The sequence below is a fragment of the Silicimonas algicola genome, assembly GCF_003148765.1.
GTDB classification, from domain to species: Bacteria; Pseudomonadota; Alphaproteobacteria; order Rhodobacterales; family Rhodobacteraceae; genus Silicimonas; species Silicimonas algicola.
On the sequence record NZ_QGGV01000009.1, the window covers coordinates 152,432 to 165,596 of the forward strand.

General features: G+C 65.5%; 16 protein-coding genes. 11 read left to right on the forward strand and 5 right to left on the reverse strand.

The window, feature by feature from the left end; genetic code table 11:
* Positions 1–11: 11 nt before the first annotated feature.
* Positions 12–545: an invasion associated locus B family protein gene (locus C8D95_RS17355; RefSeq protein ID WP_109760465.1), complete on the reverse strand. Its 534-nt coding sequence runs from the start codon at positions 543–545 to the stop codon at positions 12–14.
* Positions 546–700: 155 nt separating this feature from the next.
* Here C8D95_RS17355 and C8D95_RS17360 point away from each other — a divergent pair, with 155 nt between their 5' ends.
* Both C8D95_RS17360 and dapD read left to right on the forward strand, forming a co-directional pair.
* The gene (locus C8D95_RS17360) at positions 701–1,696 is read left to right on the forward strand and encodes an asparaginase (RefSeq protein WP_109760466.1); all 996 of its coding nucleotides are present in this window, start codon (positions 701–703) and stop codon (positions 1,694–1,696) included.
* A gap of 70 nt (positions 1,697–1,766) precedes the next feature.
* Entirely contained in the window at positions 1,767–2,594 is an 828-nt protein-coding gene (gene dapD / locus C8D95_RS17365) for a 2,3,4,5-tetrahydropyridine-2,6-dicarboxylate N-succinyltransferase (protein WP_109760467.1), read from the forward strand.
* Here dapD and C8D95_RS17370 read toward each other — a convergent pair.
* Together C8D95_RS17370 and C8D95_RS17375 are read right to left on the reverse strand one after the other, a co-directional pair.
* The gene (locus tag C8D95_RS17370) at positions 2,572–3,285 is read right to left on the reverse strand and encodes a response regulator transcription factor (protein ID WP_109760468.1); all 714 of its coding nucleotides are present in this window, start codon (positions 3,283–3,285) and stop codon (positions 2,572–2,574) included. The genes dapD and C8D95_RS17370 overlap by 23 nt on opposite strands.
* Positions 3,286–3,377: 92 nt before the next feature.
* Positions 3,378–4,871 carry a sensor histidine kinase gene (locus C8D95_RS17375; RefSeq protein ID WP_241239747.1) on the reverse strand — a complete coding sequence of 498 codons (1,494 nt, stop codon included), beginning with the start codon at positions 4,869–4,871 and terminating at the stop codon, positions 3,378–3,380.
* 163 nt (positions 4,872–5,034) lie between these two features.
* Between C8D95_RS17375 and C8D95_RS17380 the strand changes: the two genes are divergently transcribed.
* Positions 5,035–5,238 carry a hypothetical protein gene (locus C8D95_RS17380; RefSeq protein ID WP_109760469.1) on the forward strand — a complete coding sequence of 68 codons (204 nt, stop codon included), beginning with the start codon at positions 5,035–5,037 and terminating at the stop codon, positions 5,236–5,238.
* A gap of 9 nt (positions 5,239–5,247) precedes the next feature.
* On the opposite strand, the gene C8D95_RS17385 is transcribed toward C8D95_RS17380, so the two are convergent.
* Positions 5,248–6,039 carry an ABC transporter permease gene (locus tag C8D95_RS17385; RefSeq protein ID WP_109760470.1) on the reverse strand — a complete coding sequence of 264 codons (792 nt, stop codon included), beginning with the start codon at positions 6,037–6,039 and terminating at the stop codon, positions 5,248–5,250.
* Positions 6,036–6,755 carry an ABC transporter ATP-binding protein gene (locus tag C8D95_RS17390; protein WP_109760471.1) on the reverse strand — a complete coding sequence of 240 codons (720 nt, stop codon included), beginning with the start codon at positions 6,753–6,755 and terminating at the stop codon, positions 6,036–6,038. Before C8D95_RS17390 ends, C8D95_RS17385 begins: the two co-directional genes overlap by 4 nt.
* Positions 6,756–6,925: 170 nt before the next feature.
* Between C8D95_RS17390 and C8D95_RS17395 the strand changes: the two genes are divergently transcribed.
* From C8D95_RS17395 to C8D95_RS17430, 8 genes are all read left to right on the forward strand, one after another.
* Complete coding sequence (locus C8D95_RS17395; protein WP_109760472.1) at positions 6,926–7,366, forward strand: GFA family protein; 441 nt, start codon at positions 6,926–6,928, stop codon at positions 7,364–7,366.
* A 289-nt stretch (positions 7,367–7,655) separates the two neighbouring features.
* Positions 7,656–8,612 (forward strand): AAA family ATPase, encoded by a 957-nt coding sequence (locus C8D95_RS17400; protein WP_109760473.1) that lies wholly within the window; start codon positions 7,656–7,658, stop codon positions 8,610–8,612.
* Positions 8,609–9,514, forward strand: coding sequence for a DUF58 domain-containing protein (locus tag C8D95_RS17405; RefSeq protein WP_109760474.1), 906 nt, complete (start codon positions 8,609–8,611; stop codon positions 9,512–9,514). Before C8D95_RS17400 ends, C8D95_RS17405 begins: the two co-directional genes overlap by 4 nt.
* A complete protein-coding gene (locus C8D95_RS17410) occupies positions 9,511–9,885 on the forward strand; it encodes a hypothetical protein (protein WP_109760475.1) in 375 nt (124 codons plus the stop codon). Before C8D95_RS17405 ends, C8D95_RS17410 begins: the two co-directional genes overlap by 4 nt.
* On the forward strand, positions 9,878–10,852 hold the full coding sequence (locus C8D95_RS17415; protein ID WP_109760476.1) for a VWA domain-containing protein: 975 nt from the start codon (positions 9,878–9,880) through the stop codon (positions 10,850–10,852). Before C8D95_RS17410 ends, C8D95_RS17415 begins: the two co-directional genes overlap by 8 nt.
* Positions 10,849–11,748 carry a vWA domain-containing protein gene (locus C8D95_RS17420; RefSeq protein WP_109760477.1) on the forward strand — a complete coding sequence of 300 codons (900 nt, stop codon included), beginning with the start codon at positions 10,849–10,851 and terminating at the stop codon, positions 11,746–11,748. The genes C8D95_RS17415 and C8D95_RS17420 overlap by 4 nt, the downstream gene beginning before the upstream one ends.
* The gene (locus C8D95_RS17425; RefSeq protein ID WP_109760478.1) at positions 11,745–12,413 is read left to right on the forward strand and encodes a tetratricopeptide repeat protein; all 669 of its coding nucleotides are present in this window, start codon (positions 11,745–11,747) and stop codon (positions 12,411–12,413) included. The genes C8D95_RS17420 and C8D95_RS17425 overlap by 4 nt, the downstream gene beginning before the upstream one ends.
* Positions 12,410–13,162 (forward strand): BatD family protein, encoded by a 753-nt coding sequence (locus C8D95_RS17430; RefSeq protein WP_109760479.1) that lies wholly within the window; start codon positions 12,410–12,412, stop codon positions 13,160–13,162. Before C8D95_RS17425 ends, C8D95_RS17430 begins: the two co-directional genes overlap by 4 nt.
* Positions 13,163–13,165: the final 3 nt, after the last annotated feature.

Genomic DNA, 13,165 nt, shown 5'->3' on the forward strand with positions numbered 1-13,165 from the left:
CGCCCTTCAGATCAGCCGGTGGTGCAGCGCTTTTCGGCTTCCTCGATCATCGCCGTTGCGCCCAGAAGAGAGAAGGTGTCCTTCGTCTCGGTCCCGCGCGACGAACGTGCGGTCACCACCGCATCCGATCCCCGCTTCATGGCGGTCACGATCTTCTGATCCTCGGCCGGCGTGGCGGGCCAGGCGTACTCGCCCTCGGTGAACATCTCGAAGGTCGCCCCACCCACCTCCAGCGTGACGGTCGAGCCGTCGGCGAAGGGATAGCCGCCGGTGAAGCTGACCTCGCCTGCGATGCTTTCGCCAGGCCGGTAGGTCACGAAGAGAAGAATATCGCCGCGGCGAACCGATACGACCCGGTCGTCGCGGGTGTTGACCGTCTCGCGCGGGGCGGTGACCGCCCAGCATTCCTTGGGCTCGTCACCCTCGAACACGGCCCAGTCCGTCTCGGCAGCGACCCGGTTCGTTTCCTCCTGCGCCAGCGCCCCGCCGCTGACCGAGAGAAGCGCGACCGCCGCGAAAATCGAGAGAATGCGTGCTGTAGCCATCGTCCTGCCTTGTATCTTCGCTCGGGCCGCCGATCTTGCGTCTGCTGTCCCGGTCCCAAAAGCCCCTGTCCAGTGGGAGTCCAATACCTTAACTCACGCCGGTGATGGAACCCCCCTGAAGGCGGAAAATCGCCGCAGCGCAAAGGAGAGCGAAGATGACCGAAGCTGTGCCGCTGGCCGAGATCTACCGGGGTAAATTTCTGGAGTCCCTGCATTTGGGCCACGCCGTCGTGTCGCGGGCAGACGGCGAGATCGTGGAAGCCTGGGGCGATCCCGATCTCGTCGTGCTGCCGCGTTCGTCGATCAAGATGATGCAGGCCCTGCCGCTTCTCGAGACCGGAGCGGGCAGCGACCTGTCGACCGAACGGCTTGCGCTGGCTTGCGCGTCGCATTCCGGAGAGCGTCGGCATGTCGAGAAGGTGGGTCGCTGGCTGGCGGACCTGGGCCTGGACGAGCACGCGCTTTGCTGCGGGCCACAGGTCTCGCGGAACCCGGAGTTGAGAGACCAGATGATCCGCTCCGGCGAACCGGTTACGCGGCTGTTCAACAACTGCTCGGGGAAGCACGCGGGCTTTCTGACCGTCGCGCGCCATATCGGTGCGGGTCTCGACTATGTCGATCCCGAGAACCCGGTGCAGAAGCAGGTGCGCGAGGCCTTCGAGGACATGTGCGGCGAGGACAGTCCTGGATTCGGAATCGACGGCTGCTCGGCGCCGAACTTCGCGGCCAGCCTGAAGGGCATCGCGATCGCGATGGCGCGCTTCGCGGTGGCCGGTCATGGTAGCGGCGCACGTGACACTGCAGCGGCACGTCTGCGCGACGCAATGATCGAACATCCCGAACTCGTAGCGGGTAGAGGCCGGGCTTGCGCACAACTGATGCAGGCGGCCAAAGGCCGAGCCGCGATAAAGACCGGCGCCGAAGGCTTCTACACGGCCATCCTGCCTGAACTCGGTCTGGGCGTCGCACTGAAGGTGGCAGATGGCGCAACCCGCGCCTCGGAACTAGCGATCGCCGCGATCCTCGTCCGCCTTGGCGTTCTCGACCCCAAGGACCCTATCGTGGCCAGCTTCCTGCATCGTCCGATCCTGAACTGGGACGGCCTCAAGACCGGCTTCGAGCGCCCGGCCGAAGGACTTCTTCCCGCCTGACCTTGCGCGATTGCCCTTGCGTCGCCTCCGAGATATGTCCCCGCGGACCGATCGAAGGGAAGGACGGACCATGTCGAACGCCGCGCTGGAAACCGCCATTGAAGCCGCGTGGGACGCCCGCGACGGGATTACACCCGCAACCCGGGGCGAGACCCGCGACGCGATCGAGGAGACGCTGTCCGCGCTCGACGCTGGCACGCTTCGGGTGGCTGAACGGCAGGCGGACGGGGCGTGGCGCGTTAACCAGTGGGCCAAGAAGGCGGTGCTCCTGGGCTTTCGCCTGAAAGACATGGAGATGCAGCCCGGCAGCCCCCAAGGCGGCGCCTGGTGGGACAAGGTCGACTCGAAATGGAAGGACTGGGGTGACAACCAGTGGAAGGCCGCCGGTTTCCGCGCCGTTCCGAACTGCATCGTCCGCCGCTCGGCCTACATCGCGCCGGGCGTCGTGCTGATGCCGTCTTTCGTGAACCTTGGCGCCTACGTCGACACCGGCACGATGGTCGATACCTGGGCCACGGTCGGCTCCTGCGCGCAGATCGGGAGGAACGTCCATCTCTCGGGGGGCGTCGGCATCGGCGGCGTTCTCGAACCCATGCAGGCCGGCCCGACGATCATCGAGGACAACTGCTTTATCGGCGCAAGGTCCGAGGTCGTGGAAGGCGTCATCGTTCGTGAGGGTTCGGTCCTCGGCATGGGTGTCTTCATCGGACAATCGACCAAGATCGTCGACCGCGAGACGGGTGAGGTCATGTATGGCGAGGTCCCCTCGGGTTCGGTCGTCGTGTCGGGTTCGATGCCGTCGAAGAACGGCGTGAACCTCTATTGCGCGGTCATCGTCAAGCGCGTTGATGAGAAGACGCGGTCCAAGACGTCCATCAACGAGCTTCTTCGCGACTGACGCTGGGGTCGGCTTCACCGTCGATTCGCGGCGCCGTTCCATCCAGAACGAAACCCTGGTTGCGCAGGGTCTCGATGCGGAACCCCGTGTCGTGCGGGGCGAGCTTCTTGCGTAGGTAACCGATGTAGACGTCGACCACGTTCTCGCTGGTCGACCCGCCGGACCAGAGCGCGTCGAAGATGTCGCCGCGCGGCACGGGCGATCCGGCATGACGGGCGAGGAAAGCGAGAAGGCTTGTCTCCCTCTCTGTCAGGTCGATGTCGCCCGAGCCGCAGAGAAGCCGGCGGCTCTCGATCTCGATGACGCAGGGAACGGGCTCGTCACGGTGGATGCGCAGTTCCTGAACCCTGAGCCGCGCGGCCAGCTCGTCGAAGCTGAAAGGCTTGACGACATAGTCGTTTGCCCCTGCCTCAAGTCCCGCCGCGCGGTCCTCGACGTCGGCCAGGGCCGAAAGCATGAGGATGGGCATTGCGACCCCCCGCCGACGAGCTTCACGCACGAGGTCCAGCCCGCTGTCGGCACCGAGCATGACGTCCACGATGGCAGCCGCGAAATTACCGTTCTCGAGCCGGTCCAGCGCGACGTCGGCCCGGTTCGCGGTCTCGCCATCGAAGCCGTGTAGCGCCAGGCCGCGCAGGACGGCCGACGTGATCTCGGGGTCATCGTCGACGACCAGAAGCCGTGTCGTCATTGCGGCACCCTAGCGGTCTGCCCGGGGCAGGCGAAGGGCGATCTTGGTGCCCGCTGCGGCCCCAAGAGCCTCGCCCTGCGCGACCGGGCTTTCTACCTCGATGGTGCCGCCGTGCGCCTCGACAACCCACCTCGCGAGGCAAGTCCCAACCCGAACCCCTGCGCCGCATTCGCCTCGCCTTGGGCGAAGCGCTCAAAGACGCGCGCGCGATCTCCAGGCGAGATGCCAGGACCGTTGTCGATGACCTCGATCCCCATCGCGGCGGGCTCGGTTGCGAACCGCAGGCGGACCGCTCTTCCGTCGCGCGCGTGGCGGATGGAATTGCGGACAAGGCTTACGAGAACCTGGCGGATCCAGTTGCCGTCCACGACGAGGTCGATACCGGGCGGCTCCTCGATGGCAAGGACCATGCCCGCATTGTCGATCTCGGCGATAATTTCGGCCCTCACATCCGCGACGAGTGCGGGCAGGGAGACAGGACCGGCGTCCAGTTGAAGCTGACCGCTTTCGGATCGCGCGACACGCAGCAGATCCTCGATCCGCCGGGTCAGGCGCGCGGCGCGGGACTGGATGGTTCCGAAGGCCGCGCCCGCCTCACCGCCCCGCTGCGCGCCGATCTCCGCCTCCATCAGGATCACGGTCAGCGGCGTGCGAAGCTCGTGGCTTACGTCCGCGAAGAAGCGTCGCCGGTTCGCGTCGATCTCGGCCAGCGTCGCGTTGGCGCTTCGCAAAGCGTCGGTTCGTTCGGCGATAGTCTCGTTCAGCCGCTCCCATTCCGCTTCCACGGTCTCTTGACGGACCGCGAGGGCGGAGGCCATGCGGTTCGTCTCGGCGTAGATCCGGCCGATCTCGTCCGTCTCGCCTTCGGGAAGCGTGACGCCGAAGTCCTCTCCGCCGATTTTCCGGGCCGCCTCGCGCAGCCGATCGAGGCGCGAGAACTGGGGCCGGATCAGTCCGAAATAGAACAGTGCCACGGCGAAAAGCGTGAGAGTCGCGATGGACAGGGCCGCCAGACGAAGACGTTCCCGCAGCGTCTCGATGCTCGACAGGACGCCTGCACGAAACAGAAGCTCGGTATTCACGGCCTGGCTGAGGAGGGGATCGAAGCCCGAGGCGAAGATGTCGATGCTGGCTTGAAGGGCGGCGGTGTCCGAGGTGTCGGCGGCGAGGGCGCGCAGGGTGTTGTCGAGAAGCGCCTCCATCCGGGCAATGCCGAGAGATTGGGTGCCGAAGCGGGATTGCTCGTCGAGACCCAGGTCGCGCGCATCCTCGACCGCGCTTTCGACGTCGGTGCGCAACATGCTGAAGGTTCGCCGTAGGGGCTGCGCAGCGGACTCCACCCTGTCCTGACGCGTTGCGGGCGGCTGGCCCCTGTGGACGGCCTCGGTCGCGACAACAAGGAAACCCGCGGCTTGGGTCGAAAGCGAGGCATAGCTGTCCATCCGCGCTTCGGTGGCGAGAGCCTTGTCTAGTCGCAGGGCAACCGCCTCCATCCCCAGCCAGAGGATCAGGGCAGTCAGAAGAGTTGCGGCTCCAAGTGAAACCGCGCCCGCCGCCAGCCGTGTCTTGAGCGAAAACTGTCGCATACTAGGCGCTCATCATGGGTCCGAAGTGCCACTTTCCTGTGCTTTTTCGGCGTCAGGTCGATTTTCCAGACGTCAGAGCTAATTCGCCGAAGGGAAATGTTCGGACTTTTGGACTACCCTGTCTTTCAGGGAGGTTCCACGCCACGAGACCTAATGAACCGATATGATCGAACTTCTCTTCGTCGTCTGCCTGGCCGGGTCCACAACCGAGTGCCAAGAGCAAAGCCTGCTTTATCAGGACATCTCGACCCAGACCTGCGTTTTCGCCGCTCAGCCCGAGCTTGCCAAATGGGTCGAAACTCACCCGAATTTCCGCATTCGAAGCTGGAAGTGCCAGCCTCTGAACTTCGAGGAGCGCGAGACCTGAGACGTCCACTCAGACTTTCCTGAACATCAGCCCGCGTGACGGGTCATAAGCCCAGACCGCAAGGGCCGACAGCACGACCGTGCTGCCCACGACCACCGCCAGCGCCAACCAGTCCATCTTCAGGTAGAGCAGGAAGCGGATGAGCTCGACCGCGTGGGTAAAGGGGTTCAACGCGCAGATCTCCTTCAGAAGCGGGGAGCTTTCCGCCATCTTCCAGAGCGGGTAAAGCGCCGATGACAGGAAGAACATCGGGAAGATGACGAAGTTCATCACCCCCGCGAAGTTCTCGAGCTGGCGGATCACGCTGGACAGAACCAGCCCGAGCGACCCCAGCATCATCCCTCCCAGGACGAGGCCGGGCAGGACCGCGACATAGCCGAGTGGCGGCATGTCGATGCCGAACATCGCGGCGATGGCGAGAAAGGCATAGACCTGTATGACCGAGATGATCGTCGCCCCGAACAAGCGCGTCATCAGAAGCCACCATCTGGGAAATGGGCTTGTCAGCAAGATGCGCATCGATCCCGTCTCCCGGTCATAGACGAGGCTCAGCGAGCTCTGCATTCCATTGAAGAGCAGCACCATCGCACAGAGGCCCGGCACGACGTAGGTCTCGTAGGTGATGTACGTCTCGTAGGGAGGCATGATCGACAGGCCAAGCGCGGCACGAAAACCTGCGGCAAACACAAGAAGCCAGACGAGGGGACGGACGAGGGCCGCAAGAAACCTCTCGCGCTGGTGGATGAAGCGCAGGAACTCGCGCGAGATTACCGCCTGAGCTACGCGCATATACCCCGTCATGCGGCCTCCTCGGTCCGGGCCAGGAACCAGTCCTGAAGATCCTGGCCGCCGCGCACTTCACCCGTCTGGCCGCTGGCGACGATGCGGCCCTTGTGAAGCACGAGAAGCTGGTCGCTGTCCTCAACCTCGTCGGTGAGATGCGTCGTCCAGAGAACCGAGACGCCTTGGTCCGCAAGGTCGTGGACGTGACCGGTGATCGCTCGCCGGGCCGCCGCGTCCAGACCCACGGTCGGCTCGTCCAGCATGAGGACGCTGGGCTCATGGAGAAGGGCGCGGGCAAGCTCCATGCGCCGCCTGTGCCCTCCGTTGAGCGCGCGAACCTTTTCGCCCGCCCTCTCGCGCATACCAAGCCGATCGAGTGACCTGTCGATCCGTACAGAGGCGTCGCGCCTCGACAGACCGTGGAGAGCGGCGAAGTAGAACAGGTTCTGCCGGACCGTCAGATCGAGGTCGAGCGTCGGCTGCTGGAACACCACGCCGAGCGCGGCAAGAGAGCGTCGCGGCGCCCTGGCAAGGTCATGACCGGCAACGACAATCGAACCTTCTCGAGAGACAAGGAGCCGGGTCAGCAGGGCCACGAGCGTCGATTTACCCGCACCGTTCGGTCCGAGCAACGCTGTGAAGCTGCCGCGGGGAACGTCGAACGACACGCTGTCCAACGCGAGCTTGCGACCGTATCGGAAACTCAGGTCCCGGACCGTCAGGCCGAATTCCATGCGACGGAACCTCCCCCGATCATGCCGTCAGACCCCCTTGTTTCCTGCTGAGACTGTGGCCTTGGGGACCTTTCGATGCAAGCGCCCCACAACACACACTTTCGTACCTATTGACCGGAATCGTTTGCAGGGATGCACTCTGCGAACCTTTAAAAAAGGGAGGAGAAGCAATGTCGAACCACAAATATCAGGGCGGCTGCGAGCACGTGGAAGTGTACTCGGACGCCGAGCCGATCGACAACCATGAATGCCACTGCAACGTCTGCAAGTCGGTGACGAAGCAGCATACGACGCACGTAGTTTTCTTCAACTACGGCGACCTCAAGGCATCCAGCGAGGGCAACATGAACCGGGTCCCGTTCAACGCCGAGAACCCGAACGGCCCTCTGGAAATCTGTCTCTGCAAGGACTGCAACGCCGTTCTGATGCTGGACGACAAGCAGAAGAGGATCCGCGTCGCGGTCCCGAACGTGATGAACTACGACCCCGCGCCGGGGCCGGCGAGCTATCACGCCTTCTGGGATGAAACGAAGGGCTATCCCAAGCCAGACGACGGACGTCCGGTCTACAGTGGCCTGCGTCCAGAATTCGCCTGGCCGGCAGGCGCCTGACGATCCGGACATCACCGGACCCGATCACGCCGGCGCGCCGCGGCGCGCCCGCGTGTCGTCCCGCACCCTGCGTCCTCCCGGCTTCGGCGGGGAGGACTAGGGGCAGCGGCATGGGAGGAATGCGGCGGGTACACTCCCGACCCTGTCGCATTATCCGGACCTTTTGCCGACCCTCTCCGGCCGCGTCGCAGGGTGTGCGACGGCCTGCGCCCGCGACGACCGGCGCAGGCCGTCCTTGCGTACTTGGGCGGCGGAACTACCCTGAAATGACCACGCAACCGGAATTTTCATGAACGCAGTCACCGACGCTTCCGCCGCAGGGGTACGCGACCTTCAGGCTTTGCTGGCCGCTCGGCTGATCGGGCATGACAGGCTGGTCGAACGGATGCTGATCGCGCTTCTGACTGGCGGGCACATGTTGGTCGAAGGTGCCCCCGGACTTGCGAAGACGCGCGCTGTCAGGGCACTGGCAGATGCCGTGTCGGGAACGAACGCCCGCATCCAGTGCACGCCCGACCTGATGCCGGCAGACCTGACCGGCACACCCGTCTGGCGCGCGCAGTCGGGGACTTTCGATTTCGTACCCGGTCCGGTCTTCCACAACCTCGTGCATGTCGACGAGATAAACCGTGCGCCGCCCAAAGTGCAGTCCGCGCTTCTCGAGGCCATGGCCGAGGGGCAGGTCACGTCGGGAGGCGAGACCCGCAAGCTGCCAGACCCCTTCCTGGTGGTGGCGACCCAGAATTCGATCGAGCACGACGGGACGTTTCCGCTGCCCGAAGCGCAACTGGACCGATTTCTCCTGCACGTCGTCCTCGACCTGCCGGACCTCGAGACCGAGCGGCGCATCCTCGACCTTGTCGAAGCCGAGACCCTCGACGGTGCGCACCCGCCAGCGCCGATCTCTCTGGACAAGCTGACCGCGGCGCGCAACGAGGTCCGCCGCGTTCACCTGGCGCCCGAGTTGAGGGACTACATCGTGAGGCTGGTCGTCGCCACGCGCGATGGCGCGCTTGCGGGCGATGTAGGACATGCGGCCTCTCCACGCGGAAGTCTGGCGCTTGCAGCTGCGTCCCGGGCGCGGGCGTGGCTGGCCGGTCGCGACTATGCACTCCCCGAGGACGTGGCCGACCTTGCGCGCGATGCGCTGGCGCATCGCATCGTGTTGAACTGGCGTGCGGTCGCCGAGGGCCGCACGGCGCGCGAGGTCGTGGGCGGCATCCTGGACGCGGTCGAACCCCTATGACCCGCGACGGGCTTCCGCCGGGCGCAACGCTGCGGCCAGAAGCCCTTATCGCTCTGCGCCGCCTGGCGCTTCGGGCTTCGGATGCGCCCGTTCTGTCGCCGCTGCCGGGCGGCATCGCGACCCGCCACAAGGGTGCCGGGCTCGAGGTCGCCGACCTTCGCGACTACGCGCCCGGCGACGATCTGCGCCACCTTGACCGAGGCGCCACGGCGCGCACCGGTCGGCCCCACGTCCGTCTGTTCCAGGAAGAGCGCGACCACATCGCCTGGCTTGTCGCCGACTTCGGGGCGTCGATGTTCTGGGGCATTACGCGCGCCTTCCGGTCCGTCGCCGCCGCCGAGACACTGGCCCTGATCGGATGGAGCGTCGTGGAAACCGGCGGGCGCGTCGGGCTGCTTGCCCTGACGCCGGTAGGACCGGTGATCGTCCCCGCGCGCCCTCGGGTTCGCGGGATGCTCGACGTCATCGCCGGCCTCGTCAGCGCCCATGGAGAGGCTCTGGACGCGATCCTCTCGGGTGAGACCCGGGCGGATCCTCCTCTCGACCGAGAACTCCTGCGGGCTGAAAGGCTGGCTGGCACTGGCTCGGGTCTGTTCATCGCCTCAGGCTTCGACATCGAGGGAGCGGGTCTCGCGGACCGCCTTGGGGACCTTGCGCGACGACGGGACGTATCGCTGTTCCTCGTGACAGCAGCGATGGCGGGACAGCTGCCTGCGGGCCGCTATCCCGTTCGCTTGTCGGACGGCCGACGCGTCCGCATCCGGGCCACTGGCGAAGGGACCGCGCATTCTGAAAGGGTGACGGTCGCGGGACGTCCGGCGCTGGTGGTCGACGCTGCCGATCCGCCCTCGAAGACTGCCATGCGGCTTGGTCTGCGCCACGCGGCGGGCAGGGCGGCATGAGCGAAGACGCAGCGACAGACGGCGCGATGAGCGAGGCCGCGATGCTGGCGAGCCTTCACGACATACGCCTTCCGGCCTCGGCTGCCGGCGGTGCATTTGCCGACGTGGCCGCTGCGGGAGCGATCGCCTGTGTCGCCGCGATCCTCGTCCTGGGTCTGCTTCGTCTCTTCACGGTCCGCCGGTCGAGGGGCCTTTCGGAGGATCCACTTCCTCTTGCGAACGGCTTGACCGACGCGGATCGCCGAGTGGCCCTGCTCCATCGGCTCAAGCGATTTGCGCCCGATATCTTCTCTAGGCTTCGCGCACGTCTCTACCGGCCAGGGGCGGTCACGCTGGAGGAGATCGAACGCGAGGCGGCGCGTCATGTTTGAGACGCTGCACTTTGCCGACCCATGGTTTCTTCTAGCGCTGCCTTTGCCCTTCATTCTGTCGCGCCTGGCGCAGACCACGTCCCCGGCCGGTCGCGCACTGATCCTGCCCGACCGCATTGGACATGCGCTGGTCGCGGCAGAAGGACGCTCGGTCACTGGGCAGGGCAGACTTCCGCTTCGGGTGGGGCTCTTGACGGCGATTTGGGTGCTTCTCGTCCTGGCGATTGCGAATCCGCGCGAAGTCGAGCCGGTCTCGGCCCTTCGCGTGTCGGGCCGCGATCTCGCGCTGGTCGTCGACCTGTCAGGGTCTATGGTGCGCGACGACTTCTTCCTGGACGGAACCGCGATCACTCGCCTCGACGCGGTCAAGAAGGTCGGCGCGTCGTTCGTGCGTGGACGAGGCGGCGACCGCATCGCATTGATCGTCTTCGGCTCTGAAGCCTATTACGCCTCGCCTTTTACCTTCGACGTCGAAGCGGTCGCGCGGCGGATCGAAGAGGCGGTGATCGGGATCTCGGGTCGCGCCACAAATATCTCCGATGGGCTCGGTCTCGCTCTGAAGCGCATGTCGAACAGCGAGGCGGCGACGCGGGTCGTCATCCTGCTGTCGGACGGGGTGAACAACGCCGGCGCCACCAATCCCCGCGGAGTTGCCGAACTGGCTGCCCGTAAGGGAATCAGAGTCCACACGATTGCGCTTGGACCGAAGGACCTCGACACCGCCGACGAAGGCGAGCTCGGAGTCGTCGATGCCAGAACGCTGTCCAGCATCTCCCGCATCTCGGGTGGAGAGAGCTTTCGGGTGCGCACGACGGACGATCTCGAAGCGGTCGCAACGGCGCTCGACGAGCTAGAGGCGACGGACAGCGACGGCCTCTCCGCCGAGGTCTTCCGCGAGCACTGGCCGTGGCCCGCGGGCGGCGCCCTGATCCTGATGCTGCTATTCGGTTGGAGGCAGTCGGCATGAGCCTGCCCGATCTCACGCTCCTCCGACCGCTTTGGCTTCTTGCCTTTGTTCCGCTTGCGCTGTCCGGATGGCATTTCTGGCGCAAGCAGGGCGCCCTCGGCGACTGGGTGAGAGTCGCTGACCGCGATTTGCTGTCGGCAATGGCTCGTTTCGGATGGGTTGATCCGGGCGGTACGCGCCGGCCCTTGCTCCTTCTCCTCTGCGCGGCAGCGGCTGTCGTGATCGCCCTTGCTGGCCCTGCGGTCCAACGGCGCGACACGCTGTCGTTCCGAAATCTGGACGGCGTTCTGTTCGTCGTCGATGCGTCACCGGACCTCGTGAAGACGTCATCGTGGCAGGATCTTCTGTTCACCGGCCGGTACGGGATCGGGGCGTTGCAGTCCCGTCCCGGGGGGATCATCGTCTATGCTGGAGACGCCTACGTCGCCACGGACATGACGCAGGACCATCTTCAACTTGGTCAGACCCTGTCCCTCATCGGCGCAGAGACCGTCCCCGACGCTGGCACCCGGCCCGACCGCGCTCTCGACCTGGCGGCTGAGATGTTGCGCGAGGCCGACATTCTTGCGGGCGACGTCATTCTTCTGACCGACGGCACGGGTCTCGGGCCGGACTCTCTTCGCGCCACCGAAGCCATCACCGCAACCGGTGCGCGGCTGTCGGTCGTGGCGGCGTCGGAGCCGGGACCCGAGATGGAGGCTCATGCTGCCCTCGGCCAGGGCATGGTTTTCGCGCCGCGCGACCTCGAGGCTTTCGGAGAATTTCTTGAAGCCGACGCTCGGACCAGGCTTGAACGGCAGGATATGCCGCTTCTCTTCTGGCGGGATCTCGGACGGGTCTTCGTCTTTCTGGCGCTGGTGCCGCTGGCCTTGCTTCTGACGAGATCGGGTCCATGAGGTCTCTCGCGCTCCTCGCCTTGGCCGCCCTAGCTGCGGCACTTCTTTCGGGAGGTCTCGCACCTTTCGGGCGAATTCTCCTCGCGCTCGACATGCCGCGCCTTTCCGCCATGGCGTTCGATGAGCCCGGCTGGAAAGGCGTCGCGCTTTATCGTTCCGGCGACTTCGAGGGATCGGCCGAAGCATTCGAGGACGCGGACATGCACTTCGACCAGGGGACGGCACTTGCACGCGCGGGAGACTATGCAGCCGCGCTCGAAGCGCTCGACGTGGCCATCGCGCGGGGCGATCCGACGGCACAGGCGAACTTCGACGTGGTATCCGCCTTCTACGCCAGTCTGGGCATCGACGCCGAGACGCTGGCCCTCTTCGCCCGGCCCAAGGAAGGGGTGACCACCGAGGCAAGCGTGGGAGAAGGCAGCGGACGGGCATCGGGCACGGGAAGCGATGTGACGAACGCGAACACCATGCTTGGCCTGGCCGCGCTGGAAAGCCGGGGCGAAGCTGGCGTGCGGCGCGTCTTCGACGACAAGTTCATGGTGGCGAACGACCGCTGGCTGTCTCAGCTGGCCGACGTTCCCGGCGCCTATCTCTCGGCCCGGATCCTTCAGGAGCACAAGCGACGACTGGCGGCGGGCGTATCTCCTGGGGAGGCAGACCGATGATGCGCCTGTTGGTCCTTTTGTGCCTTGTCCTTCCGGCGCTTGCCGTCGCCCAGACCCGCGAAGTGCTTCCTGAAGACCTGTCCCTGACCATCGAAATCGAGGACGCCGCCGAGCGGCTGGTGGGAGAGATGGTTCTCGTCACCATCAAGGGCACCTACCGCCGCCACATCACGCGGGAGTCGCTCAAGCAACCGGAGCTCGAGGGGTTCAGCTGGTCGCAGCTTGGCCAGGACATGTGGACGGAAGCGCGGATCAGGGGGCAGAAGGTGAAGGTCTTCACCCGGCGTATGGCGCTCTTTCCCGAACGGGCCGGACCCCTGACGGTCGGAGCGTTCACGCACGACCTTACCCTCACCGACGAAGGCGACGACTGGTTTGAACACGCCGTCCTGTCGCAACCTATCGATATCGAAGTGAAGCCGGCGCCCGAGGTTGAGGGCGTGTGGTTCCCCGTCAAGCGGCTGATCGTGAGCGACCAGTGGTCGAACGCACCCGACCAATTGGCGCCAGGCGAGGCCGTCCTGCGGGTGATCCGGGTCGAGGCGCTTGGAGTCACGCCCGAGATGATCCCGCCGATGCCCGAACTGAGGTCGCCCTCCGCGATGATCTTCCCGCACCCCGAGCAGCGGCTGGCCGAACTTACCCCCCGAAGGACCCGTCAGCTATGCCTTCTGGCGCTGGACGATCCGGCCCACGAACGACGTCTCGACGATCGTCGAGCCAATCACATTCCCCTATTTCGACACTGAGAC

Excerpts from the sequence above, each read along its gene's own strand:
- C8D95_RS17355 (WP_109760465.1), bottom strand. The coding sequence starts at position 545 with ATGGCTACAGCACGCATTCTCTCGATTTTCGCGGCGGTCGCGCTTCTC.
- C8D95_RS17360 (WP_109760466.1), top strand. The coding sequence starts at position 701 with ATGACCGAAGCTGTGCCGCTGGCCGAGATCTACCGGGGTAAATTTCTG.
- dapD (WP_109760467.1), top strand. The coding sequence starts at position 1,767 with ATGTCGAACGCCGCGCTGGAAACCGCCATTGAAGCCGCGTGGGACGCC.
- C8D95_RS17370 (WP_109760468.1), bottom strand. The coding sequence starts at position 3,285 with ATGACGACACGGCTTCTGGTCGTCGACGATGACCCCGAGATCACGTCG.
- C8D95_RS17375 (WP_241239747.1), bottom strand. The coding sequence starts at position 4,871 with ATGCGACAGTTTTCGCTCAAGACACGGCTGGCGGCGGGCGCGGTTTCA.
- C8D95_RS17380 (WP_109760469.1), top strand. The coding sequence starts at position 5,035 with ATGATCGAACTTCTCTTCGTCGTCTGCCTGGCCGGGTCCACAACCGAG.
- C8D95_RS17385 (WP_109760470.1), bottom strand. The coding sequence starts at position 6,039 with ATGACGGGGTATATGCGCGTAGCTCAGGCGGTAATCTCGCGCGAGTTC.
- C8D95_RS17390 (WP_109760471.1), bottom strand. The coding sequence starts at position 6,755 with ATGGAATTCGGCCTGACGGTCCGGGACCTGAGTTTCCGATACGGTCGC.
- C8D95_RS17395 (WP_109760472.1), top strand. The coding sequence starts at position 6,926 with ATGTCGAACCACAAATATCAGGGCGGCTGCGAGCACGTGGAAGTGTAC.
- C8D95_RS17400 (WP_109760473.1), top strand. The coding sequence starts at position 7,656 with ATGAACGCAGTCACCGACGCTTCCGCCGCAGGGGTACGCGACCTTCAG.
- C8D95_RS17405 (WP_109760474.1), top strand. The coding sequence starts at position 8,609 with ATGACCCGCGACGGGCTTCCGCCGGGCGCAACGCTGCGGCCAGAAGCC.
- C8D95_RS17410 (WP_109760475.1), top strand. The coding sequence starts at position 9,511 with ATGAGCGAAGACGCAGCGACAGACGGCGCGATGAGCGAGGCCGCGATG.
- C8D95_RS17415 (WP_109760476.1), top strand. The coding sequence starts at position 9,878 with ATGTTTGAGACGCTGCACTTTGCCGACCCATGGTTTCTTCTAGCGCTG.
- C8D95_RS17420 (WP_109760477.1), top strand. The coding sequence starts at position 10,849 with ATGAGCCTGCCCGATCTCACGCTCCTCCGACCGCTTTGGCTTCTTGCC.
- C8D95_RS17425 (WP_109760478.1), top strand. The coding sequence starts at position 11,745 with ATGAGGTCTCTCGCGCTCCTCGCCTTGGCCGCCCTAGCTGCGGCACTT.
- C8D95_RS17430 (WP_109760479.1), top strand. The coding sequence starts at position 12,410 with ATGATGCGCCTGTTGGTCCTTTTGTGCCTTGTCCTTCCGGCGCTTGCC.